The sequence below is a fragment of the Pseudomonas sp. WS 5532 genome (assembly GCF_012985445.1).
GTDB classification, from domain to species: domain Bacteria; phylum Pseudomonadota; class Gammaproteobacteria; order Pseudomonadales; family Pseudomonadaceae; genus Aquipseudomonas; species Aquipseudomonas edaphica.
On the sequence record NZ_JAAQWK010000039.1, the window covers coordinates 1 to 23,449 of the forward strand.

Sequence of the window (23,449 nt, forward strand, 5' to 3'; positions counted from 1 at the left end):
CGTGACCACCTGTTTCGGAACAGGCGGAGAATCGGTCACGTTGCTACCGAAATGAGCGGTCACGCGTTAGCGAAATGAGCGGTCACGATCAACCGAAACGGCCGGTCACGGTGTTCCGAAATCCGCATTGAGGCACGACGGCACCGAAAAATATGCTGCAGCGAGCGACTTGGCTACTTTGGCTAGCGATGTTATCGGCTTGTCCGGCACGCCAATCTATAACAGAGGCTCAGAAATCTGGAACGTTATGAACGTCCTCGAATACCACTGCCTGGGTGACAAGGACTCTTTTCGTCGTGAATGGTGTGTGCAAGGAGGCAGTACTACCAGCAGTTCCGAGTCAGTACGAGATCCCAAGTTGTTGAATGCTCATCTGCGCCGCGAGGGGCTGATGATTAGACGCTTGAAGTCGGACGTATTGAAAGACCTGCCAGCAAAACGGCGGATCGTGCAGTTGGTCGATTCTGATGATCGGGTTTTCAATGAGCTCGTAGCAAAGGCTGTGGTACTCGCTAAGGAATCCGCCGAACTCAAAGATGCTTTGGCCCGGGGGCGAAGTGAGTTGGAAGCCATCAACGAAACGCGGCAGGCAACAGGGATCGCAAAGGCGCCGGCAGCTGCTGCTTTTGTTCGCAGTTTGCTGGAGGCCGAGCAGCCAACCATCATCTTTGCTCACCACCACGCCGTCCAAGACATCCTGTTAGACCTGTTAAAGGACTTCAACCCGGTGTGTATCACCGGTCGGCAAACGAAAGAAGAAAAATGGCAAGCGATCGAGGATTTCAAGTTAGCGAAGACGAACCTGGTGCTGATCGGCTTGCGTGCTGCAACTGGCATAGATGGGTTGCAAGGCCGTGTAAAGGCTGTGGTGATGGCGGAGCTGGATTGGTCACCTGCAGTTCACAGTCAGGCGGAGGACCGGGGCCATCGTGACGGCTTGTTGGATTCACTTCTCTGCTATTACCTGGTGTCAGAACAGGGGACTGACCCAGAAATGCAAGAAGCCTTGGGCATCAAGGTTTCACAGTTCGTCGGTCTCATGGGCGACGTTCAAGAAACCGAGGAGGATCAGGCGCTTGCTGTGCAGGCATCGACGCAGTACATGCAAAAGGTGCTTGTGAAGCTGCGAGCGCGTGCGGCATGATTTTGTATTGATGATCACCTGGTACCCTGCAAATGTCGATTGATGCTAAAGAACAACAGCGCCGGCTGCTTGATGAGCAATGCCGGCGCTTTACAGAAGAGCAAGGCGGTGAGGTAGTCACATACGCGGGGCAATCGAAACCTGATCGCAAGCCTTGGAAGAGGAAACCCACGTCGACGGAACTGGCCTTTCAAAAGGAGTTGCAGGAGAGTGGTGCGAATAGTTCGACCGATCCTTCGCGGATCGATCAAGTCGATCGCTGAAGCTATCAATCCCTATCCCAGATGCAGGCCCATTCGGCTTTGTCATAGACCACATACTGCTTAAGCATGGGTGCTTGTATGGCCGGACGGCCTTCAGCGCGGTGCGATGCCGGCACCGGCGAAAAGTGACTGCAGTTTGGCCAACCCGGCAGTCATCAAATAGGCTTCGTCATCGTCGACCGCATTGACACGACATTCGCTGAAGCTGATTCGTTTGAGAAACTGCGCTACAGCCCAAGCTTGGGCTTCGTTCAGCTCGGCGTATACCGTCTCTTCAGTGGTGGGGTTTTTAGTTGTCAGTGTCAGGAAAGAAGTGCCGCTCATCGTGATGCTCCTTTGTGTTTTTGCCGCAAGGCCTCTTATGGCTCAACGAACGTTTTAAGCCGCGCAAGCGCATCTTGCACGATCTCGTCCGGGACACATTCGACTTTTTTGGCGTCCCGAGCATCAAGATCCATGTTACGAATCATGTTGATCAGGACAGCGCCTTTGGTTGCGGTACCGGCGTTGGTCAGGTCAACAGCAAAGCCTGCGAAGCGTCTGTAGTCCGTTTCCTGGGTGATTGGGGCAACCAGTGCCAAGCCGATGTTATTGAACTCTACCGGCGAGAGGACAAGTGCCGCGAGAGTATCAGTGCTTGATTCTGTGGCAGCGCCGGCGGGTAAGTGAACGATGTCTCCGCGGCAGAACTTCACCTTTCTGCGTTTCAAAATGCTTCCTTCCCTACAGAGAGTAAAGTTTGCCAGGCAAGGATATCTGCCGGTACCGGGGCATCGAGATCGCATTGAGCAACAAGTTTGGCGAGGCTGTAGGTGTCAGCCGGTTTGGTCATTACCAGTGAATCACCTGTCAAAGCGAGCTCCACGGCATCGCCAACACTCATGCCGAGCTCTACAAGAAGGGGCTTGGGGATCGTAATCCCTTGCGAATTGCCAATAGCGCGAATCACTGTTTTCAAGCGGCACCTAAGTCAGATTTTTCAGTAGTAACAATGTTATTACCCATGGTTTGATAACGCAAATCCCAGAAATTGCAAAGCCCCACACATGTGGGGCTTTGCGATGCCGCTAATCACTGGGTTTGTGGCTCAAACCATCATCCAGTTGAAACGATACGGGTCCATAAATGGCACATCGTCATCGAAGGCTTGGCCAGGATCAGGTGACGGCTGTGGCGCCGCTTGCTGAGGCTGCTGATTCGGCTGCGGACGTGATTGTTGTGGACGCGGCGCAGCGTTGGACGACCCCCCTTGGCCCTGTTGATCGCCCTGTTGTGGACGGCCGCCCAACAATTGCATGGTGCCTTGCATGTCTACCACGATTTCAGTGGTGTAACGCTTAACCCCGTCTTTTTCCCACTCGCGAGTCTGCAACTTTCCTTCGATGTAGACCTGCGAGCCCTTGCGCAAGTATTCACCGGCGATCTCGGCGACCTTGCCGAACATCGAAACCCGGTGCCATTCGGTTTTCTCGACCTTCTGACCAGTTTGCTTGTCGGTCCACTGTTCGCTGGTTGCCAGGCTCAGGTTGGTAACGGCAGTGCCGTTCGGCAGATAGCGTACGTCTGGATCCTGGCCGCAAGTCCCGACCAATATTACTTTGTTAACCCCACGGGCCATGATGTCTCTCCTACGGTGCTGTGTTGATCTTGAAAGTTAGTTTTTGCTTCAGTAATACTTTTACTGCAGTGCTCTAGAGCTGCAGCTCGTAGCCATCGAAATATCCGGTTGTGCCACCGAGGCTGTGCCACTCGGCGAACGGCAAATTCAGCTCAGCGTGTGGCGCACTCGCTTTAAGATCTGCTGCGAGCATCGCGAACTCTTCGGTCGGCATGAACGCGGTAAGGAGTGGTTTGCCGGCAGAATCTTGTGCCATTCCCTGTAACGTCTCCTCGATCGGAACCTTCCACCGCGGTGTATTCCGCAACCAATCCAGAATCAGGCCGACCGTGTCCGGATCACTGATTACAACTGGAGCAACTCCGGCCAGCGGCACGTCGCACTTGAGTAGATTTGGCATCTGCATCTGTTTCGCCAAAGTAACCATCTCAGGATCAGTGATGTCTTTGTTGGAACAGGCGTAGAAGGTGAGGGGCATCTTGCGGTCAATACGATCGAGTGTGCTCACAACAGGTCTCCAGAAAATTCAGGCTTTGAAGGTTCGAATCAAAGGTGCTTTAGGGGCTTGTCAGGGGTGTCTACGGCATCAACTCCCGGGTATGAGCGCCAGTCAATTCGAGCGTCCTCAACCTTGAATCCCCAGGAGTCTCGTTTTTTTCCGATGATGACCAGGGTCAATACACCACCTGGGCTCACTCTTGAAATTCGGTGAAATTGACCGAGCTCTCTACGATAGGAATCACCAGCAATACGGTTTTTGGAACTGATGCTACCGTCGTTCGACATCAACTCCTCCGTGTACCATCCGTGAAGGATCAGCGTGCGGAAGGCCCATGGATGATCATGGCAATGAGGGTCGCGGTCCTCTCGCTCGATCCAGTGGAAGCGCACCGTGAATGGCTGCAGCCTCCTGAGCCACGTTATCCGAGTCGGCCGAACTAACCACCAGCGCTTCATATAGCCGGGTAAAGGTTCATAAGGGAACGAAGCTGCGTAACGGAAGAGTTTGTTACGCAGGCGCTCGTCCTGACCGAGGCGTTCTGCGGCCCAAGCCCAGATCGCTTCGTTGAGCTTCTTTGCGTTGGCCTTCAACGCTACGAGCCAGGCCTTCATGCTGCAGACTCGATCATGTTTACAGGCTGCCATTCACTGTCGCAGAGGCCATATGCGCTGGAACATGCCGACGCATCCTGAGCGGCTGACAGCAAGTCGTACTGAATCCCACCACGGGCGGTTTTTGACCACTCCACGGCTTTTCTGATACTCGCGATCTCCATCACCTCAATGGCAGGTAGGCCTTTGATTGAGCCGCTGGGATGTTTCGCGTTTGAGCCAGCGAAAAAGGTTGCGGCACCGTATTTTGACGCTTGCTGAACTACCCTCTCCCAGCGATCTATACGGTCAATGACATCTGGAAATCTCATGGAGATCTCCCTCAGTTCGTCTTTGCGACAGTTGATGCAGGGCATGCACCCGACACGACCCATTCCCTGTGAGTAGAGAGGATTTGGTTTGACTCCCATATAGCGATGAGCCTCAAAAACGGCGGGGACATCCCATTTAAGAATCGGCCGATAGTTGAACAGGCCGCCGCCAACCTCGTCGCACTCAGGGAGGTGTCTCCGGTTGATCGACTCATCGGCACGCACACCTTGCCAACTCATAATCATGTTGCCGGAGTCCAACAGAGGGATGACTACCTGTTCTAGCATTGGGTCGCGCTTGAGCTCCATAGTGCAAAACTGAGCTTTTCGGCTGGGGAAACGGCCCTTCCAAATGCACAGGTCGAGAAAAGGATTCCCCGTGGGCTGCAGTACTTCGAGGGCAGCCAGAACGGTCGACTCGGGGATGCCTTGTTCCCTCCATTTGGTCTCAATGAACCGTCGCTTGCCGGCGATCTGGCGACTAAAGTCTGCTTTCACCCTTCGAATTGGGACACCCGTTACCTGCTGCAGGTAGTCCAGATATTCGTATGTCTGCTCGTGTTCATTGCCGGTGTCGGCAAAAACGGCCTGCAAGTTGGGAGCTTCAAGTGCTATGGCTACCAACAACGTTGCGGTGCTGTCTTTGCCGCCGCTTACGCTTACGATGTTGTGGTTACTGGACATGATCACCGCCCTGAGAAACGCTTACAGCAGCAAGGGCGCTACGGACCCAGATCGGGGTTTTTCCGATCGAGTAAGTCTCTCCGCTCCATGCCAGTAGCAATGTGGTGCCGAATGCGGTGCCAATTGCTTCTGCGGCGTCTGGAGGGACTGCATTACCAATCCGCTCGCGCCAGGCACCGTCTGACAGTCCGTCCAGCTCCAGGTATTCTTCGGGCTCGATCAGGCTTTGGATCGCGCAAAGCTCAAGCGTCGTAAATGGTCGATGCCAAGTGCCATCAGGCGAAATGATTCGCGCAACGAGGCGTTGATCATCTGCTGGGAGGCGTGGATCTGCGACTGACCATCGTCCGTTGTCATGCCCTGCGGCCGCAGAAACAGCGCCTGCAGGTTGATCCCATGGCACGACACCATAGTGCCCAGCAGTAAGGTAGTTATCGCCCTTTTGGCGATCTAGTCCAGGGCGCGGATCGGCGACAGATAAAGCGCCGGAGGCGACTTGCTGGGCCCCAATGACGCATCCTGTTGTATCCTCCCACGCGGTTACCGCGAGCTTGCGGGAGCTAGCGTCGGGGTTCCAGTTGCTGTAGCGAGGGTCGGCGATTGAAAGTTGTCCGCCTTGCACGCCTTTTCCGCCGCCAATGATGGTGGAGGAGGGGGTTTCCCACTGTTGCACTGAAAGGTTATTGCTATGTCTGTTCCAACCCGGACGAGGGTCCGCGACGCCTTGGCCGCCTGAGCTAGGGCCATGACCGGACGTTATGGTGCCGGCGGCTTGGTCGAAGCTGACGATGCGAAATACGTTGTTATGCGGCTCGCCAGTCATGCGCGGATCTGCAACGGAAAAAGTGCCCTGACCAGGGGAGCGTTGGCTCGTCACGGTGCTGCTGGTATCCGTCCAATTGAGCACGCCATATTGTGAATATTCAGCTTTGCTCTCGGGCCGAGGATCTGCGACTGAGAACGCTCCGGTCATCGGGCGTCCGTTACCTGTAACGGTTCCAGATGGTTCGGACCAGTTTCGTACACCCAGCACACCGTTGTGCATTGCATCAAACTGGCGCGGGTCAGCGATGCTGAATCGTCCGGTAGTGGCTTCGGCGCGGCCTGTGACAGCACCGCTTGCATCTTCCCAACGATGGACCCCAAGGGTTCCATCTCGCCATTTCTGGTCAGGGACAATGAGGAAGTCCGTGAGAAAACCATTTTCTGTATTTAGGCGGTTCAATGATCGCCAGTCTTTCCCCGCTTCAACAAACGCCAAACGTACCCAGGTCTTCCACTGCAGGTTCGCAATGCGGTGCATTGGCCCGCCGTCGACGTGACCAGGCAGAGGCATGCGGCCAAGTACGTCTCCTACGGACTTTAATGATTTGAGTTCAGGCTCGTAGAGGAACGGTGGCACTTTATCCATATGGCGGCCAACCAACAGGAACCGCTTACGGGATTGGGCCAGGCCGCCGAGTGCACCACAGTCGTGGGTTGTCTCTGCAGTGGCGTATCCATAATTGCGCAACAGCTGTTGTATCTGGTCCAGGAGGTGACGACCGCGGTTGGCAATGCGAGGCACGTTTTCAAACACAAAGAGTTCAGGCGGATTATCGGCGAATGCCTCAAGCATCAACCAAATACCCCGAAGCGTGAGCCGGTTCAGTGCTTGATATTTCTTGGTTTTGCTACGGCTTTCAGAGAGAAGCCCGCTGAACCCCTTGCAGGGCGCCGAAAGAAAAACAATGTGAGGGAACTCGCCACCAGCCGCCGCCCGGATATCCGCTGCTGTGGCTTCCCGCCAGCCTTTAGGAGGCTCCTTACCGTGAAAGTCGATGAACTGATCTCGATCGAACAAATCCATTACCGTGCCACGGGCACCACTCAGGCGCTCAAAGTCCCGAATGGCAGCTGCGTTCACGTCAATACCACCAATGCAGCGAAATTTTCCCTGCAAGTTGCCAACGCGAGGTGAGGCCTTGTTGAAACCCTTAGCGCCGCCGCCGAGACCGCAGTACAGATGGAAGTGACGGATCTCGCGGGTCAATACCGCAGGTGAGATATAAGCAGTCATTCAGTTCAAACCTTCGAGGAGATGGAATGGGGCCGGGCTGAGACTTTGTTCGTCGACCAGGCCATAAATGGCTGACGAATCTCTAAGTCGAAACGAATGGCCGCACTTCGGTTGGTATCAAGCTCTTTGCGTGATTGGATATCGCAAACCGCTCGGATAAGCACTGCCGGGTCAATTTCATCGCTACCTGTGCCATACCGCACAAATTCCGATTGCCTTGGCGATTTGTCGTTGAGGTACGCAATGAAGGCAGAATCCTTCGACCACATACCTGCAAGCTGAGAAAGCTTAAGACCTGACATTTGCTGCTCCTTCGAGGTTTGCCCCCAAACAATACGCAATAATAACAAATCCACAAGAGAATCTTAGATTTCTGGCTTTTTTATGAAAATCATTGGTTTTCTTTCAAAAAACGCTAAACGCAGATTTGCGGCGCTCGGCCTTTGACTTTCGTTGTACTATCATAACCAGATTTCAGCCTACCGTGAGCCTGAAGTCAAACTTTCGTTTGCTTATGATGGTCTGACATGGTGTAAATTGTGTATTTACACCATGATTGTGTGGGTGAATGGACAGTCTCAGCCCTCGGCAGACCGTGCTGCGCGGCGTAAATCATGGGTGTCAAAACTGTGTTTTTGCCCGGAATGTGGGCTATCATCAACGAAATGGCACTTTTTGTTATTTAGGCGGGATTTTGATGAATAATGGCAGTTTGAAGGTTCAGTGCATGCTTGAAGGGGATTCGGCTATAGATTTCGAGAAATGCCAAGTGCTTCTGAAAATCCCCTCAATTGCGTCAGGGCGTCAGAAACAACAGAGTCTTACGATTGCAGCGGCTCTTTTAGCCCTTGATGCCGTGCTTCAACGCTTTCAAGTCGAGAAAGGCGAGCGTTACCCTGCAATAGACGAGCTTCTGCAGTATGCTGGCTGCCGACCAGCGGATATCGATAAATTGCTTGGGAAGTAGGTTTCATCTCCGTTTGGATCCCTGGTCGATTTATTGAGCGGAGAACCTTTACCCAAGCCTTTTTGAGCAAATGGGAGCGGATATGAGCAAAGCTGTTCTGGTCGGGTTAGTTGCTGAAAAACACGGCATGACCAAGGCTGAGGCGACGGAGATCGTCAACACAGTGCTTTCGGGTATTCAGAGCGCTCTGGTGAACCAAGGGGGAATTTCTTTCGTAGGCTTCGGGAGTTTCAGCGTAACTGATCGCGCAGCGCGAGACGGACGCAACCCGAATACGGGAGAGTCGGTGAAAATCTCGGCTCGCAAGGTGGTGAAGTTCACACCAGGCGAACCGTTGAAGAAGGCAATCAACGGGCTGTAGTGTCCAAGCTTTAGAAGGGCTCTGTAAGTAGAGCCTTTTTACAGAATAATCTTCTGTATTGTGCAATACAGAAGCTCATTGCTTAAGCAGTCGCCAACGGGATGCGAGCGCCTTATGTCAGAAACAGCCATGGCCACCACGGGGAAATTCCTTCGTCCTACCGAGGAGGCCTATACCGAGCTGCAGTTTGCTTACGACTTTTTGGGGAGCCTAGAGAATTCGGAAAAAATCGTACGCTAAGGTTTTCCGACCTGTCGTAGTGGCCTGAATTTCCCGTCTTCCAGCTTGCGGCTCTGCCGCCAGACGTAATCGCCAGTCAGGTTGATGTGCTCCCATCCCAACGGCGACAGGTATTGATACAAATCGGTATTCACCGGCTTTCCGGTGTCGGTCAGCCCTTGGGTTGCCCGCTCCAGGTAGACCGTGTTCCACAGCACAATGGCGGCGGTCACCAGGTTGAGGCCGCTGGCCCGGTATCGCTGCTGCTCGAAGCTCCGATCCCTGATTTCGCCGAGGCGGTTGAAGAACACCGCTCTTGCCAGGGCATTTCGCGCCTCGCCCTTGTTCAATCCAGCGTGCACGCGACGACGCAACTCGACACTTTGCAGCCAGTCAAGGATAAACAGCGTGCGCTCGATCCGGCCCAGCTCCCTCAGGGCCACGGCCAGGCCGTTCTGACGTGGATAGCTGCCCAGCTTACGCAGCATCAACGAGGCCGTGACAGTGCCCTGTTTGATCGACGCGGCCAGGCGCAGAATCTCGTCCCAGTGAGCGCGGACGTGCTTAATGTTCAGCGTGCCTCCGATCATTGGGCGCAGCGTCGGGTAATCCTGAACGCTCTGTGGGACATACAGTTTGGTTTCGCCCAGGTCGCGGATGCGCGGAGCAAAACGAAAGCCCAGCAGGTGCATCAGGGCGAAGACATGATCGGTGAAGCCAGCCGTGTCGGTGTAGTGCTCCTCGATCCGCAGATCCGACTCGTGATACAGCAGACCATCGAGCACATAGGTCGAATCCCGCACGCCGACATTCACCACGCGGGTGCTGAACGGCGCGTACTGATCGGAGATGTGGGTGTAGAACAGCCGCCCTGGTTCGTTGCCATACTTCGGATTGACGTGCCCGGTGCTTTCGCCTCGACCGCCTGCACGAAAGCGCTGGCCATCGGAGGATGAGGTGGTGCCATCTCCCCAGTTGGCCGCAAAGGTGTGGTTGAACTGGTTGTTGACCAATTCAGCCAGTGCCGCCGAGTAGGTTTCATCGCGGATGTGCCAGGCTTGCAGCCATGACAGCTTGGCGTAGGTCATGCCCGGACTCGACTCAGCCATTTTGGTCAGCCCAATGTTGATGGCATCGCCGAGAATCGCGGACAGCAGCAGTGTTCGATCCTTGGCCTGGGCACCATCCTTCAGGTGGGTAAAGTGACGGGTGAAGCCTGTCCACTCATCCACGTCCATCAGCAGTTCGGTGATTTTGATGCGCGGTAGTAACTGACTGGTCTTGTCGATCAGCGCCTGGGCGGTGACCGGTACGGCCGCATCCAGCGGCGTGATCTTCAGTCCGGACTCTGTGAGGATCGCGTCGGGGAGTTCATTGTCCTTGGCCAGCTTGGCGACGGTCGCCAGTTGCTGCTCCAGCAGTTGCAAGCGCTCCTCCAGGTACTGGTCGCTGTTGGGATTGATCGCCAATGGCAGCGCCTGTTCCTTCTTGAGCGCGGCAAACTTCGCGGGCGGCAGCAGGTAATCTTCAAAGTCACGGAACTGCCGTGAGCCCTTGACCCAAATGTCGCCGGAACGCAGCGCGTTTTTCAGTTCAGACAAGGCGCAGATTTCGTAAAAACGCCGGTCAATGCCTTCCGGCGTGATCACCAGCGGTTTCCAGCGCGGCTTGATGAACGCAGTTGGTGCGTCCGATGGCACCTTGCGCAGGTTGTCTGCGTTCATCTCGCGCAGCTGCTGGATGGCATCCAGCACACGTTGAGCTGCCGGTGCAGCCCGGAGTTGAAGCACCTCCAGAAAGGCTGGAGTGTAGCGGCGCAGAGTATTGAAGTTTTCGCTGACCAGGTGCAGGTGGTCGAAGGTCTCAGGGCGGGCCAGCAGCTCGGCATCGGTCACACTCTGGGCGAATTCGTCCCAGGGCATAACCGCCTCGATGGCGGCGAACGGATCGTTACCCGAGGCTTTGGCCTCCAGCAAGGCCTGACCTATCTTCGAATACAGGCGCACCTTGTCGTTGATTGCCTTGCCCTGTTTCTGGAACTGCTGCTGATGCTTGTTCTTGGCGCTGCTGAACAGCTTGATCAGAATGCGGTCGTGCAGATCCACCAGTTCGTCGGTTACCGTTGCGGTGCTTTCCAGCACTACGGCAACCAGGGTGGCGTAGCGCCGTTCGTTCTCGAACTTCCCCAGATCCTGAGGCGTCATCTGCCCACCTTCACGGGCTAGCTTCAGCAGGCGGTTCTGGTGGATGTGCCGGTCGAGCCCTTCGGGCAAGGCCACCAGTTGGAAGATCTTCAGCCGCTCGATGTGTTCCATCATGTGCCGCGAATTAGGTTTCAACGGTGACTGCCGCAGCCAGGTCAACCAGGTGCTGTTACTGCCGGTCTTGATGGTCAGCAGTTCGTCAAGCTTGTTGCGATGCGACTGGCTCAGCGGCTCAATCAAGGCACGGTAGACCCTTCGGTTGGCTCGCGCCACGGCTTCGGAGCAGGCCCGATCAATGACCGTCAGCGTGGGCAAGATCCGCCGTTGCTGACGCAGACTCTCCAGGGCCTGTCCGGCGAGTAACAGGCCTTTGTCGGTCTGCTGGGCCAGGTCGGTCAGCTCGCGCACCAGGGCACGAAAATCCGACAGCCCGAACGGCAACAATCCGAGGTAGGTGCGCAGCTCCTGGGCGTGTTCGCGGCGGGTGACATCGCGCTCACCATACTTCGCCCAACTGTCGGGTGCAGCCTGAACCTGTCGAGCCACCCACTCAATGACAGGATCGGGCAGCACGCTGTCGTTGGCCAGCGCGTAACCGGGGTAGCGCAGCAGACAGAGTTGCACGGCAAAGCCGAGGTGATTGGCATCACCCCGTCGCTGACGGATCAGCGACAGGTCGGACTCGTTGAAGGTGTAATAGCGGATCAGGTCGTCTTGGCTGTCCGGCAGTGCAAGCAGGGTGTCGCGTTCACTGGCCGAAAGGATGGAGCGACGAGGCATGTGTCAGTCATCCGTGCGAAGGTACTGGTAGAGGGTTTCCCTACTTATACCGAACTCACGGGCTAACTGGGCCTTCGGTTCGCCGGCAGCGGCCCGTTGCCGGACTGCGGCGGTCTGTTCATCGGACAGGGCCTTCTTGCGGCCCCGGTAAGCACCGCGTTGCTTGGCCAGGGCAATTCCCTCGCGCTGCCGCTCGCGAATGAGCGCTCGCTCGAACTCGGCGAAGGCCCCCATGACCGACAACATCAGGTTGGCCATCGGCGAATCGTCACCGGTGAACACCAGGCCTTCCTTCAAAAACTCGATACGCACGCCGCGTTTGGTCAGCTTTTGCACCAAGCGCCGCAGGTCATCCAGGTTACGGGCCAAGCGATCCATGCTGTGAACCACAACGGTGTCACCTTCGCGGACGAAGCCGAGCATGGCCTCCAGTTGCGGACGCTGGGTATCCTTGCCAGAGGCTTTGTCGGTGAACAGTTTGTTCACCTCGGCCTGTTCCAACTGGCGTTCCGGGTTTTGGTCGTAGCTGCTGACCCGGACATAGCCGATACGTTGTCCTTGCAAGGCGCCTCCACCGATCAAATGTGTGGGTGCTCACGACCGCTGGCTTCAATCAGCTGTCGCTTCAAGTCCCTGTACTCATCAAGGCTGATGATTTCGGAGTCGGCCAATGTGGTGATGATCCCAAAGGCGACCCCGTAGTAATAGCCATCGTAAGGCTCTTTGCGTAACTGGCGTTCAAAACACCCATTTATCAAACTGTTGAGACGTGGCAGCTGCATATTTCGAATTGCGCTTTTCAATTCATCCATCAAGGTCATTCCCTCAGTTAATTCTCATCGGTGGGTCGACAGCCTGCTGTGCCAGGCTTGATATGTAAGGTTGAAGTCTTAGACATGTGTCAGCACATGTCAATAAATAAAAAATACGACTCTAATCTGACGCCGTAGATAATCTGGCCCTGACATCAGGTTAGGGTATAGCCCAACCTGACAGCGCGCTTGACGCCACATGATTATTCATTATGATTAACTATGAATCGTATTGCCGCATGTCTGCGCAGAACAAATCACCAAGGATAGACCGATGAACCATTCCAGCCCCTTAACTCTCCAGGATGCTACCCATCGCGATTCCGCGTGGGAACGCGCAGCCAACTACGAGAAGGAAGAGCGACCAATCCAGCCGGTGCGCAAAATTGTGGTCAAGGGCGCGGCGGATGTCGTGTTCTTCCGCTCATCTTCAGCGCACCTGGTTGTGGCTGGGGAAAACCAGGAGGCCATTCGGAGTATCAAGACCCGATTGGAAGGTGACGAGCTGGTCATCGAGCAGGAAGGCATTTCCATCAGCGGAGGTGGTGCCAATATTCATATTTCTGGCACCGGCAACATTTTTGTGGGTGGAACGATCAATGTCGGTGGACGCCAGGGCGGGGTCACGATGCAGTTCAAAGGTCGTTGTATTGTCGGAGTCGCACTGCCTGAAGCGCCAAGTATCCGCATCAAGGGCAGTGGCGACGTGACCCTATACGATCTTCAGCAGGCTGTCCTCGATCTTGGCGTCCAAGGCTCGGGTGACATCACCGCCTTTGGCCGAGTGGATCTTCTAGACGCCGAGGTCACCGGTTCGGGCGATGTGGACACCAGTGAACTGGTGGCTACGTCCGCGAAACTATCGGTGGCAGGCTCCGGCGATATCGACGCCTATGTCAGCAACTCCGTGAAGGCTCGCGTCGCGGGCTCTGGCGACATCGTAATCCGTGGTAACCCACCGATCCGCGATCATTCCGTTGCCGGATCCGGCGACATCAAATTCAAGAAGTAACGATCAGGAGCAACCCTCATCATGGCAACCACCGCGAAAACCCGATCTGTCACGGCTCACGTCCCTGAGCAACTGGCCCAAAAGGTCGATTTGATGGCAGAGCGTCTGGAGCGCTCCAAAAACTGGATCGTCAAACAGGCTCTGTCCGCTTGGATAGATCAGGAAGAAGAGCGTAGCCGCCTGACCCGTGAGGCCTTAGCCGATGTTGACGCTGGCCGCGTTATTGACCACCAAGCCGTCCAGGCCTGGGCTGACAGCCTCAGCTCCGACACTCCGTTGCCGGTGCCGCGCTGATGGAATTGAAGTGGACAAGCAAGGCGCTTTCCGACATTACCCGACTGTACGAGTTTCTTGCCACGGTGAATCAGCCTGCCGCCGCACGAACAGTGCAGCAACTCACAGCCGCACCTACCACGCTGCTGACCAACCCGCGCATTGGCGAACGGCTGGAAGAGTTCGAGCCAAGGGATGTACGCCGAATTCAGATCGGCCAATACGAGATGCGTTACGAGATAGTGGATTCCACTATCTACCTGCTGCGCCTGTGGCACACCCGCGAAGACCGATAGGTTTTGGCTGGGCCAGGAACGGAACATATCAAACTGGCGAGCCTACGACTGATCGGAAAACCTTAGCGTACGATTTTTTCCGAATTCTCTAGGCTCCCCTTTTCAACGACAACCTTTTTGCTTCGCAAGAACGACTTCCCGCATGCTTGATCACCTACCAGCGCGAAAAGCGAACCATGGGTTACTTTTCGAAAGATCGGTTCATTCGCAAAGATGGCACCAAGGCTGACGAGATAGCCATGAACCCGGATTATTTTGCGGTAATCCCTTTGGTCGAAATATTCCAGACACTTGTGCATGAGCAGGTCCATCAATGGCAGGCCCACTTCGGGACCCGAAGTAGGGCGGGATACCACAACACCGAATGGTCCAACAAAATGCAGTCAGTAGGACTGATGCCATCTGACACTGGTCGACCAGGTGGAAAGAAGGTCGGTCAATCGATGAATGATTACGTCATACCAGGCGGACGCTTCGATCTGGCGACCCGTCGTTTGATTAATACTGGCTTTGCGATTTCATGGATGGATCGCTTTCCGGTAAACGTGCGAGCCGCCACCGCGATCCCTACTCCCCAGTTGAGCTCGCAACTGGCAGGTGCGGGGATGTGGATTGAGGCCTCAGTGGGATCACCTGATGACGATGAAATACCTGACCCGGAGGATGCTGAGACACTGGCTTATGCCGGAGCTCCGCCGTCTGCCGGCGGTCTGGATATCGAGATCCGCGGGGACGCGGACAGAAGTAACCGGTGGAAATACACCTGCCCTACATGCCCCCGAGTTAATGTGTGGGGAAGGCCGGGCTTAAAGTTGATTTGCGGAGAGTGCATGAAACAGATGAGCCCATTGGTTGGGGTCGGCAAAGACGATGGTCAGCCCTCCGGCGAGGGCCAGTGACGGGCCGAACGGCAGTTCCCTTTTTGGCCTGCTCATGGAGATCATAAAGTGGACACTCCAGAACATCAGGCCAAGCACCGCTGCAGAAAGTAGAATTATGGGCACAAGCTGCCATCCTCCCCATGCACCAAGCAATGCTAGCAACTTGAAATCTCCGTTGCCCATCCCATCACGGCCGATGAGCAAGCGGAACAGAAAATTTATCGACCAGAGACTTAAATAGCCACAGGCAGCTCCCCATACCGCATCCTGCAGGTTTGTGATCAGGCCAAAACTATTGGTCAGCAGGCCCAGCCATAATACCGGCCCCACCAGGTCATCCGGCAGCAGATAATGCTCTGCATCGATCAGTGCCAAAGTAAGCAGTGCCCAGCTTAAAAGCAGCAAGGCTGCTGCCTTCCAACCGAAGCCTGCCTGCCAAACGATGGCGAGCGATACTGCGACATTCGCAACTATTATCGCTAAACAGCGGCCATTGAGCGTTAGCCCTGGCCTTTGACGTGCAGTTGGCTGTAGATCTGGTGTCAGCCCCAAAATGTCCTGAGCTTGCCTTTGCCAGCTTCGCTCAAGAGCCCCGGGGAGACGTTGTACCAGCTCACTCGCAACGCAGCCGGCCAGAACGCTGGCAACGATGACGAACAGGTGTAAATACATCTAAACGCCCTTACTCGTCGTCATCGAAGTTGTAGCTGCCAGGTGCGAGATTTTCGAACCTGGTGTACTTCCCGATGAATGCCAAACGCACGAAACCGATAGGGCCGTTCCGCTGTTTGCCGATGATGATCTCAGCGATTCCTTTGTGCTCAGTTTCAGGATGGTAGACCTCGTCACGGTAGACAAACATGATCACGTCGGCGTCCTGCTCGATCGCACCTGATTCCCGCAAATCGGAGTTCACCGGGCGCTTATTCGGGCGCTGCTCCAATGAGCGGTTCAACTGCGATAGGGCCACGACTGGGCAGTTGAACTCTTTGGCAAGAGCTTTCAGAGATCGGGAGATCTCGGAAATTTCATTGGTACGATTGTCTCCACCCGAACCTGGTATCTGCATCAACTGCAAGTAATCGATCATGATCAGACCGATCTCACCGTGTTCCCGCACCAGACGCCGCGTGCGGGCGCGCATTTCAGATGGACTAATGCCGGCGGTATCATCAATAAACAGCTTGCGATTGTTTAGCAGGTTGACTGCAGAGGTGAGCCTCGGCCAGTCGTCGTCCTCCAATCGCCCTGCCCGGACCTTGGTCTGATCGATACGACCAAGGGACGACAGCATACGCATGATTAGTGACTCACCAGGCATCTCCAGCGAGTACACCAGCACTGCCTTCTCGCTACGCAGTACAGCGTTCTCAACCAGGTTCATCGCGAAAGTGGTTTTACCCATCGACGGCCGACCTGCGACGATGATTAAGTCGGATGGCTGTAGGCCGCTGGTCTTCTCGTCGAGATCGGTATAGCCAGTGGAGAGACCAGTAATGGCATTGTCAGTGTTGAAAAGGGTGTCGATGCGGTCGATTGCCTGAGTGAGTAGGTCATTCACGCTGACTGGCCCGCCGGTTTTCGGCCGGGCCTCTGCAATCTGGAAGATCTGCCGCTCAGCTTCGTCCAAGATCTCTGATGCAGTGCGTCCTTCAGGATTAAAAGCGCTGTCGGCAATCCCGGTGCTGATGCCGATCAATTGACGCAGTGTCGCACGCTCGCGAACGATCTGCGCGTAAGCCTTGATGTTGGCCACCGAAGGTGTGTTTTTTGCCAGTTCAGCCAAGTATGCGAGGCCGCCGGCCTGCTCAGAGTGACCTTCCTTGTTCAGTTGCTCCGACAAAGTCACGACGTCCATCGGTGAATTCTGGTCGGCAAGCTTGGCGATGGCACGGAAGATCAGGCGATGGTCATGCCGATAAAAATCACCGTCGGAGACCTGGTCGAGCACGCGCTCCCAAGCGTTGTTATCCAGCATCAATCCACCGAGCACGGACTGTTCGGCCTCGATGGAATGCGGCGGCACTTTAAGGGCCGCTGTGTGAAGATCGTATTGCTCGGGAGCGACTATGTCATTCATGGCTCTTGGCTCACTTTTAGACCGGATACTGGTTTGGTTGGAGCCCTATCGGACTCACCACGTAAACAGAAGCGAAAGAAGCTGGGTTATGGCTTGGGTGTGGATCCACGCATGATTCCAGGCCTCGGGCCGTCCAGCCTTTTAAGTTTTCCGAGTGTTGCCAACTGCCCCGCGCTTAAACGACCGAGTCGCGGGTTCGGGTCTGGAGTTACCACACCTAATTCAGCGTCGGTGAAGTCGTGTGTTCCGGGCTTAAGGTTCTCAAATCGTGTGTACTGGCCGAGGAACGACAACCGACTGAAGCTCACCGGACCCTCGCGGTTTTTGCCGATGATGATCTCGGCGGTACCCTTGAACTTCGAGTCGGGGTAATAAATTTCGTCGCGGTAAACGAACATGATCACGTCTGCGTCTTGCTCGATCGCTCCCGACTCGCGTAAATCGGAATTCAAAGGGCGCTTGTTCTTTCGCTCTTCAACGCCCCGGTTGAGCTGTGAAAGCGCAACGACCGGACACTTGAACTCTTTGGCGAGTGCCTTCAGAGCTCGGGAGATGGTGGAAATCTCGTTTGTTCGGTTCCCACCTTTTGCGCCCGGCACCTGCATCAGCTGCAGGTAATCGACCATGATCAAACCGATCTCGCCATGTTCACGGAGTATTCGTCTGGTGCGCGACCGCATCTCGAATGGGGTGATCCCGGCGGTATCGTCAATGAAAAGCTTTTTGTCATTTAACTGATTGATTGCTCCTGTCAGGCGAGGCCAGTCATCCTCTTGTAGCTGACCGGATCGAACCCTGGTCTGGTCCACACTTCCTAGTGAAGAGAGCATACGGTTGAGCAGCGCTGCGCCCGGCATTTCAAGCGAGTAGACCACCACAACCTTGTCGTTACGAACCACGGCGTTTTCGACGATATTCATCGCGAAAGTTGTTTTGCCCATGGATGGGCGGCCGGCGACAATAATCAAATCCGAAGGTCTCAAACCATCCAGCTTTTTATCCAGGTCATCGAAACCAGTTGCAAGACCCGTTACAGCCTGGCCTGACGTTGCCAAACGTTTGATTTTTTCATGGGCTTTGGTCAGGAGCTCATCGAGCCCAACTGGGCCCCCGCCTTTCGGGCGCATATCGGCGATTGAGAGAATGCTTTGCTCAGCGTCCTCAATGAGCTCAACAGCGGAGCGTCCCTGAGGATTTATCGCTAGATCGGTGATGTCGTTACAGGTAGAGATGATTTGCCGGAGTACGGCTCGCTCTCTTACTACCTGCGCATAGAACCTGATGTTCGCGACTGATACCGTGTAGCGACGAAGGGCATTGAAATAGTCAGCGCCGCCGGCGACGTCTTTTCCAAGTTGCTCGTGGAGCGTGATGGCATCGAACGGTTGGTCACGCTCTGCGAGCTCCGCGATCGCGTTGAAAATGAGACGATGGTCATTGAGATAGAAATCTTCCTGCGACACCAGGTCGAGGATGCTTTCATAAGCTGTGTTGTCGCGTATCAAGCCACCAAGAACCGATTGCTCGGCCTCAACAGAGTGCGGTGGTACCTTAGAAGGCGCCGGCTCGCTGTAAACCTCAGTTGAAGATGTGATTAGCAAAATTCAGCACTCGCTCGTTAACCTGAAGGCATCAAACTTTTTCAATATCGATGGCCGTGGGGCCTAATCCGGAGACGAGTACCACAGGTCATTCCCGTTTTCGACGATTCGTGCAGGGCCAAACTCTTCATCATCGGCCATTGTGTCGACGGCAATCATCTCAACTAATGGATACCTGGCCTTTGTTTCGGCTAGCAGAGCATTTGCCACGGCCGCAGCCTCAGGGCTGTCAAAGTCGATTTGTGATTCCAACCAAAACCAACCCGTTTCACACTTGGAAGTAACCGGCCATCCTGATTGATCACGCTCTGGCAGCACTTGCCAATCAATGCCAGGCACCGGCACGACCTTTATCGGCTGGAGATACCCATCACCGTGAGTTGTAAGCCATGCGTCGCCACCCAATGTGTGGACGATCAATTGCTCCACACGCTCACGAGAGAGAGTTTTGATAAAGAACCTGTAGTAGTTGGACATGCAGTTTCCCATGTGCGCGTATACGGCCTAGAAAAAGAGGTTCCGGGTGCTCCCGGCGTTGCCTTTCTTAAACCTTAAAGATTTCCAGCTGGTACTTGCTCATCCAGTCGGCCCCTACACCGCCATCGTCTGTAACGACGCCGTTATCGAGCTGGTGCCGAAGCTGCTCTTCGAACTCTTCCAGTGAGTCGCAGGACATGCTTTCCAGTTCTGAGTCCGTAACTTCTACTTTGATTTTCATCGATCAACTAACTCTCGCAGGGAGGGGAAGGGTTGGAACACACGTTTTCTAAGCTGCAGCACGCTCGGGACGGAAAACGCATTTGCACTCGTCGAAGTGAGCAATGACTGTGCCTTTGTCGTCGAAATACTTGACGTTCCAAGTCGGGTGGCAGTTGTGCAGATGTTTGCCGTACTGAAGCTGATTGGTGAAGCGAACATCAAGATTTGCGCTACTGTTCATGCCTTCGATGGTGCCCATGCCCCCATCGACCTCAACCATCATGCCAATGCGAGCAAACTCGATGCCACGACATCGGATCATGTCCTCCTGGAATCGCTCTGCTTTACTCTTTTTACTCGAAGCCGCCATTGTTTCTCCCTCGGGGTTGAATGCTAAATTCGAGGTAATGCTAGGTCAGCTGATCTGACCTTGCAAGAGCTTTTTTATGCCTGTTTTCTTAACCACGGGCCCCCAGTCTACAAGTCGATACACAGAGCCATCTTTGACGACATGCACGCCCAACTGCTCGCGCAGCCGGGGTACATCATCGAGGATGGTTTGCTTATGGTGACCCGTTTCTGTGGCCAAGGCATTGAGCGTTGGATGCTCTAGCTCTGCCATGGCTAGCGCTAGACGCAGCAAACGCCGAACGTCGCCGCGGGGGAATTGAAGCTTTGACTCTTCAGCCATACGGCTAGACTCCAGGCACAGAAATTCTCTTCACAGTATGGTCAGCTGTGCTGACCTTGTGAAGTCCATTCAATGAGTGCATGTTGACCGACGGATTTTGGAGCTTTGTGTCAGGAATGGCGACGAATCGCGAAAGTCCCACTGCGAGAGGAGAGCCCCTCAATAGAGGGAAGGCCTACGGGACCTGGTGTGTATGGGAGGTTGCATCAGTTCACGTTGCAACTGCCAGCCGGTCTGCCGGGTACTGGCGCATGAACTCAGCACTGTCTGAGGCCGGAGCTTTCAGCCAATCTCCATACAGCCCTCTGGGCAAAATCACTACCATACGTTTTTCATCCTGTGGCTTGTGGTAGTTGCGCATGAATGAGTGGTCGTCCGCATTGATCGTCAGCATGGTGTAACTGTGCAAGATTGTGCCGGTATCGAACAGTTCATCCAGGGAAATCAACTGCTCCATATGGTCTGCAGCCGGGGACGGGAAACCTGCTGGCACCTGGAATGAGTACAGCGGCAGGAGGGCACCGCCGTTGGATAGGGGGCCTAGGAGGGTCACGCTCATTGAACACACCGTAAACAATAACTGTATAGATAAACAGTTAACTGCTTACTCAGCTCTGCGTCAATCCGAGCCGACCGAACGGCCTTGATGGTTGTTCAGGAAATAGAACGAAGCGCGGTCAAGCTGAATGGCGGGGGCCCCGCGGCGTAGCAGTGGGTTCCGCGCCCGCAGGGCCGGCCGTAGGCCGTATTCTGCTTGACGGCGTGAAGTGCCCCAAAGCCTCGGCCCGGGAGTGTGGGGTAGATTCACCACCCCGCGCTCCTGAGCCCTGGGCGGTCCCAGCGGGTTAACAAGGGCAGGGCCCTTGGTTCATCTCAGATTGCCTTGAAGAACTCTTTGAACAGCCCATTAAGCTGCTCGTTGCCCGAGTCGACAAGATGATTGTCATCAAAGTAGAGCGGTACACCACCTTTAGACCCCATGCACTGCCCGTCAGGACACAAGAATGGTACCGGATCCATCACTCGCGCATTGCATTGCTTCGCTGCAAAATCGATTGCTGTGTTAGCGAGACGGGTGCGCTTTTCATAGTCGGCCACCGGCACGGTAATGTCTGATTTGCTTCCAAGAATACGGGATTGGAGGTTGAGTCCCTTGTAGACGCTGAAAGGCATTTCAGGAATGGGTCTTACGATATAAACGGGGTGGTTCTCGGCGATTAGGCAGACGGTTTTCGCGTATTCAGCAGTGTATGCCTCAGCAAAGGCTTGCGCGGTCTGATGTCTATCGCCATTTAGGTATACGCGGAAACCATTGTCGCGGCTGTGATCTGAGTACAGCGCAGCCCGGCTGAATAGAACAACAGGAACTCCCGCAAAAGTGTCCTTCAGTGCAGCCATCTTTGTCTGATTGAATCCACGGCACTTGCTGTCCAGGTCTTTATCCTGCATTTCGAAATCGACGAGAGTTGGACACCCTCCACGGGCCCACGACAACGCGGCGCTCTTGTTGGCGGTCTGAATCGCCGCTGCAGTAGATTGAGCGTGACTGTCGCCAAACAAGATCACAGAAACATTACCGGTACCAAGCTTGCAGTCTGCAGCACCAAAAGCGTTCGGGTAGCACTCTTGTGTATAGAGCTTACTAGTGTATTCCGGCCGGCCTTGATCGACGAACGCGAACCGCGTTTCAGGGTGATCCTTAACCACTGATGCTCCTATTGCGGCAAGGACGACTACTGAAACTGCGACGCCGCCGTACTTGAATATCGCCCGAGGCGCGGAAACGGATTTCTTTACCCGTGCCTCGATCAAATAGTAGGAGAGGGTGCCCAGCACAAACGACAGCAGGATCGCACTGGCTGTGTGCACGGCGCTTCCTAGCAGGCCGCAGGTGTACAAGAAAACGACAATGGGCCAGTGCCATAAATACACCGAGTAGGAGATCTTGCCAGCGAACTGCAAAGCCCGGTTGCTACTGACCACAGAGTTCGTATTTGCGTAGATCACCAGCGAGGTACCGAGTACCGGGAGGATCGCGAGGTAGCCAGGCCACAGATCCTGCTCGGAAAAAAGGAATATCCCAGCCAAAATAGAACTCAGGCCCGCAATCTCAAAACCTGCCCGAAGTTGTCGAGAAAGCTGTAGCGGGAATAGGAAGACCAGGCCGCCGGCAATCATTTCCCATGCCCGGGTGGGTAGCATGTAGAACGAAAACACAGGATGTGCCCCAGTAACCGATATCGAAGCAATCAACGAGCAGGCACAAAGTCCTACCAGCATGAGACGAGTTTTTTGATCGCCAAGGTACTTGAACATGGTCATGAGTATCAGCGGATACAGCAGATAGAACTGCCACTCAACCGACAGCGACCAAGTATGTAGCAGCCAGTTCTCGTGCAGCGGAGCATCGAAGTAACTGCCACCTTTCGCGAACATGAAATTTGACGTGAAGAGCAAGCTGCTTTTCACCGTCCTTAAGGCCTCACGGTAATCGTCCAGCGGCAGATAGACGAAACCGAACACCATGAGAGCCAAACACATGACCGAGAGCGCAGGAATGATCCTGCGTGCCCTGGCGGCGTAGAAACCGAGAACGGAGAAATTGCCTTCCCTAAGGCCGTGAAAGATGATTCCCGTCATCAGAAAGCCAGAAATCACGAAGAAGACATCAACGCCAGTGAATCCCCCGTTGAATCCGCCGATTTTGAAATGAAACAGTACCACCGCGATAACGGCCAAAGCCCTCAGCGCGTTTACGTTGTTCCGAAACTGCATGAAATTTTCCTTGAACTACTGAGGCTCTTCAACGGCCATTTACAGCGATTTTTGTAGTTGTACTCGGGAGCGCTCTACCAGCTCGTTAATGAGCTGTCACCCTGCGTGAACTGATAAAACGCTCCCGAGTACAGCTACGTTCCAACTCCAGATGCAGCAAGGCTGGCCCACTGCCAGCAGATTCTACCAGTGGGCTCCTCGTTGCGTTGCATGAACGTTACATTCTTTGCTTCGAGCTATCAGGGGAGTAGCCCGCAATTTCCAGGTCTTGATTGATCTCGTCACAAAGCGGACGGACAATGGCCTCGATATCGGCGTCGCTTTCAACCCTGGCATAGGCACGACTGGTGTCAAATCCGTCGATTTCTATGTCGTTTCCGTCCTGATCCACCGCGGTGACCAGGACAAAGACGTAATGCCATTGCTTATTTTCCCATGCTGCTTTGCGCTCATCACTCAATAGGGTCGGCAAGTCAGCGTCATAAGGGGTAGTGCCGTCCTCATCGGGCTCGATCGTTACCGCAAACCGTTGCTCACCATGCTCAAACTGATCTCCATTCGAGAGTTTCAACGGGGTATCCAGAGCATTTTCGGATGTTTCCATGG

Annotated in this window: 29 protein-coding genes and 1 pseudogene; 8 read left to right on the forward strand and 22 right to left on the reverse strand. The window is 54.8% G+C overall.

The annotated features are described in order from the left end of the window. Window positions 1-199 precede the first annotated feature (199 nt). Together HBO23_RS32795 and HBO23_RS32800 are read left to right on the forward strand one after the other, a co-directional pair. Window positions 200-1,144, forward strand: coding sequence for a DEAD/DEAH box helicase (locus tag HBO23_RS32795; protein ID WP_262378267.1), 945 nt, complete (start codon window positions 200-202; stop codon window positions 1,142-1,144). 32 nt (window positions 1,145-1,176) lie between these two features. Continuing rightward, a complete protein-coding gene (locus tag HBO23_RS32800; RefSeq protein WP_170040902.1) occupies window positions 1,177-1,407 on the forward strand; it encodes a hypothetical protein in 231 nt (76 codons plus the stop codon). A gap of 93 nt (window positions 1,408-1,500) precedes the next feature. Here HBO23_RS32800 and HBO23_RS32805 read toward each other — a convergent pair whose 3' ends face one another. From HBO23_RS32805 to HBO23_RS32845, 9 genes are all read right to left on the reverse strand, one after another. Then, a complete protein-coding gene (locus HBO23_RS32805) occupies window positions 1,501-1,731 on the reverse strand; it encodes a hypothetical protein (protein WP_170040899.1) in 231 nt (76 codons plus the stop codon). A gap of 35 nt (window positions 1,732-1,766) precedes the next feature. Further along, window positions 1,767-2,117: a type II toxin-antitoxin system PemK/MazF family toxin gene (locus HBO23_RS32810; RefSeq protein ID WP_262378264.1), complete on the reverse strand. Its 351-nt coding sequence runs from the start codon at window positions 2,115-2,117 to the stop codon at window positions 1,767-1,769. Next, window positions 2,114-2,356 (reverse strand): AbrB/MazE/SpoVT family DNA-binding domain-containing protein, encoded by a 243-nt coding sequence (locus HBO23_RS32815; RefSeq protein WP_346343067.1) that lies wholly within the window; start codon window positions 2,354-2,356, stop codon window positions 2,114-2,116. The genes HBO23_RS32810 and HBO23_RS32815 overlap by 4 nt, the downstream gene beginning before the upstream one ends. 138 nt (window positions 2,357-2,494) lie before the next feature. Further along, window positions 2,495-3,025, reverse strand: a complete 531-nt coding sequence (locus HBO23_RS32820; RefSeq protein WP_170040905.1) for a single-stranded DNA-binding protein — start codon at window positions 3,023-3,025, stop codon at window positions 2,495-2,497. 73 nt (window positions 3,026-3,098) lie between these two features. Then, window positions 3,099-3,533, reverse strand: a complete 435-nt coding sequence (locus tag HBO23_RS32825) for a hypothetical protein (protein WP_170040906.1) — start codon at window positions 3,531-3,533, stop codon at window positions 3,099-3,101. A 38-nt stretch (window positions 3,534-3,571) separates the two neighbouring features. Continuing rightward, the gene (locus HBO23_RS32830) at window positions 3,572-4,138 is read right to left on the reverse strand and encodes a hypothetical protein (protein ID WP_170040907.1); all 567 of its coding nucleotides are present in this window, start codon (window positions 4,136-4,138) and stop codon (window positions 3,572-3,574) included. Beyond that, entirely contained in the window at window positions 4,135-5,133 is a 999-nt protein-coding gene (locus tag HBO23_RS32835; protein WP_170040908.1) for a phosphoadenosine phosphosulfate reductase family protein, read from the reverse strand. Before HBO23_RS32835 ends, HBO23_RS32830 begins: the two co-directional genes overlap by 4 nt. Then, the gene (locus HBO23_RS32840; RefSeq protein WP_170040909.1) at window positions 5,123-7,192 is read right to left on the reverse strand and encodes a DNA cytosine methyltransferase; all 2,070 of its coding nucleotides are present in this window, start codon (window positions 7,190-7,192) and stop codon (window positions 5,123-5,125) included. Before HBO23_RS32840 ends, HBO23_RS32835 begins: the two co-directional genes overlap by 11 nt. 5 nt (window positions 7,193-7,197) lie before the next feature. Then, window positions 7,198-7,548 carry a hypothetical protein gene (locus tag HBO23_RS32845; protein WP_346343066.1) on the reverse strand — a complete coding sequence of 117 codons (351 nt, stop codon included), beginning with the start codon at window positions 7,546-7,548 and terminating at the stop codon, window positions 7,198-7,200. Between the two features lie 212 nt (window positions 7,549-7,760). Between HBO23_RS32845 and HBO23_RS32850 the strand changes: the two genes are divergently transcribed. After that, window positions 7,761-8,159: a hypothetical protein gene (locus tag HBO23_RS32850; RefSeq protein WP_262378265.1), complete on the forward strand. Its 399-nt coding sequence runs from the start codon at window positions 7,761-7,763 to the stop codon at window positions 8,157-8,159. Between the two features lie 82 nt (window positions 8,160-8,241). After that, complete coding sequence (locus tag HBO23_RS32855) at window positions 8,242-8,520, forward strand: HU family DNA-binding protein (protein ID WP_170040910.1); 279 nt, start codon at window positions 8,242-8,244, stop codon at window positions 8,518-8,520. Between the two features lie 236 nt (window positions 8,521-8,756). Here the strand turns inward: HBO23_RS32855 and HBO23_RS32860 are convergent, their stop codons facing one another. Genes HBO23_RS32860 through HBO23_RS32870 form a run of 3 tightly spaced genes read right to left on the reverse strand, consistent with a single transcriptional unit; the run spans window position 8,757 to window position 12,535 of the window. After that, a complete protein-coding gene (locus HBO23_RS32860; RefSeq protein ID WP_153330339.1) occupies window positions 8,757-11,723 on the reverse strand; it encodes a Tn3 family transposase in 2,967 nt (988 codons plus the stop codon). A 3-nt stretch (window positions 11,724-11,726) separates the two neighbouring features. Next, window positions 11,727-12,287 (reverse strand): recombinase family protein, encoded by a 561-nt coding sequence (locus HBO23_RS32865; protein WP_153330338.1) that lies wholly within the window; start codon window positions 12,285-12,287, stop codon window positions 11,727-11,729. A gap of 14 nt (window positions 12,288-12,301) precedes the next feature. Then, window positions 12,302-12,535: a hypothetical protein gene (locus HBO23_RS32870; RefSeq protein ID WP_153330337.1), complete on the reverse strand. Its 234-nt coding sequence runs from the start codon at window positions 12,533-12,535 to the stop codon at window positions 12,302-12,304. 274 nt (window positions 12,536-12,809) lie between these two features. Between HBO23_RS32870 and HBO23_RS32875 the strand changes: the two genes are divergently transcribed. The 4 genes and pseudogenes from HBO23_RS32875 to HBO23_RS33725 form a co-directional block, all read left to right on the forward strand. Then, on the forward strand, window positions 12,810-13,547 hold the full coding sequence (locus HBO23_RS32875; protein ID WP_085286981.1) for a DUF2807 domain-containing protein: 738 nt from the start codon (window positions 12,810-12,812) through the stop codon (window positions 13,545-13,547). A gap of 21 nt (window positions 13,548-13,568) precedes the next feature. Next, window positions 13,569-13,841, forward strand: coding sequence for a ribbon-helix-helix domain-containing protein (locus HBO23_RS32880; RefSeq protein ID WP_085286980.1), 273 nt, complete (start codon window positions 13,569-13,571; stop codon window positions 13,839-13,841). Further along, the gene (locus HBO23_RS32885) at window positions 13,841-14,116 is read left to right on the forward strand and encodes a type II toxin-antitoxin system RelE/ParE family toxin (protein ID WP_085286979.1); all 276 of its coding nucleotides are present in this window, start codon (window positions 13,841-13,843) and stop codon (window positions 14,114-14,116) included. The genes HBO23_RS32880 and HBO23_RS32885 overlap by 1 nt, the downstream gene beginning before the upstream one ends. Window positions 14,117-14,235: 119 nt before the next feature. Continuing rightward, window positions 14,236-15,015: pseudogene (locus tag HBO23_RS33725) on the forward strand (SprT-like domain-containing protein); the annotation flags it as partial. Here the strand turns inward: HBO23_RS33725 and HBO23_RS32890 are convergent. The 10 genes from HBO23_RS32890 to HBO23_RS32940 form a co-directional block, all read right to left on the reverse strand. Further along, window positions 14,923-15,669, reverse strand: a complete 747-nt coding sequence (locus HBO23_RS32890; RefSeq protein ID WP_170040911.1) for an A24 family peptidase — start codon at window positions 15,667-15,669, stop codon at window positions 14,923-14,925. The pseudogene HBO23_RS33725 and the gene HBO23_RS32890 sit on opposite strands and share 93 nt — an antisense overlap. A 10-nt stretch (window positions 15,670-15,679) precedes the next feature. Continuing rightward, entirely contained in the window at window positions 15,680-17,077 is a 1,398-nt protein-coding gene (gene dnaB / locus HBO23_RS32895) for a replicative DNA helicase (protein ID WP_170040912.1), read from the reverse strand. An 86-nt stretch (window positions 17,078-17,163) separates the two neighbouring features. Further along, on the reverse strand, window positions 17,164-18,678 hold the full coding sequence (gene dnaB, locus HBO23_RS32900) for a replicative DNA helicase (RefSeq protein WP_170040913.1): 1,515 nt from the start codon (window positions 18,676-18,678) through the stop codon (window positions 17,164-17,166). 63 nt (window positions 18,679-18,741) lie between these two features. Then, entirely contained in the window at window positions 18,742-19,155 is a 414-nt protein-coding gene (locus HBO23_RS32905) for a hypothetical protein (protein ID WP_170040914.1), read from the reverse strand. A 67-nt stretch (window positions 19,156-19,222) separates the two neighbouring features. Continuing rightward, complete coding sequence (locus HBO23_RS32910; RefSeq protein WP_170040900.1) at window positions 19,223-19,396, reverse strand: hypothetical protein; 174 nt, start codon at window positions 19,394-19,396, stop codon at window positions 19,223-19,225. Window positions 19,397-19,444: 48 nt separating this feature from the next. Continuing rightward, window positions 19,445-19,747, reverse strand: coding sequence for a hypothetical protein (locus HBO23_RS32915; RefSeq protein WP_170040915.1), 303 nt, complete (start codon window positions 19,745-19,747; stop codon window positions 19,445-19,447). A gap of 45 nt (window positions 19,748-19,792) precedes the next feature. Further along, the gene (locus HBO23_RS32920) at window positions 19,793-20,068 is read right to left on the reverse strand and encodes a hypothetical protein (RefSeq protein WP_170040916.1); all 276 of its coding nucleotides are present in this window, start codon (window positions 20,066-20,068) and stop codon (window positions 19,793-19,795) included. Window positions 20,069-20,279: 211 nt separating this feature from the next. After that, a complete protein-coding gene (locus HBO23_RS34035; protein ID WP_262378266.1) occupies window positions 20,280-20,627 on the reverse strand; it encodes a hypothetical protein in 348 nt (115 codons plus the stop codon). Window positions 20,628-20,941: 314 nt separating this feature from the next. Continuing rightward, window positions 20,942-22,843 (reverse strand): acyltransferase family protein, encoded by a 1,902-nt coding sequence (locus tag HBO23_RS32935; RefSeq protein ID WP_170040917.1) that lies wholly within the window; start codon window positions 22,841-22,843, stop codon window positions 20,942-20,944. A 217-nt stretch (window positions 22,844-23,060) separates the two neighbouring features. Continuing rightward, on the reverse strand, window positions 23,061-23,447 hold the full coding sequence (locus HBO23_RS32940; protein ID WP_170040918.1) for a hypothetical protein: 387 nt from the start codon (window positions 23,445-23,447) through the stop codon (window positions 23,061-23,063). Between the last annotated feature and the right edge of the window lie 2 nt (window positions 23,448-23,449).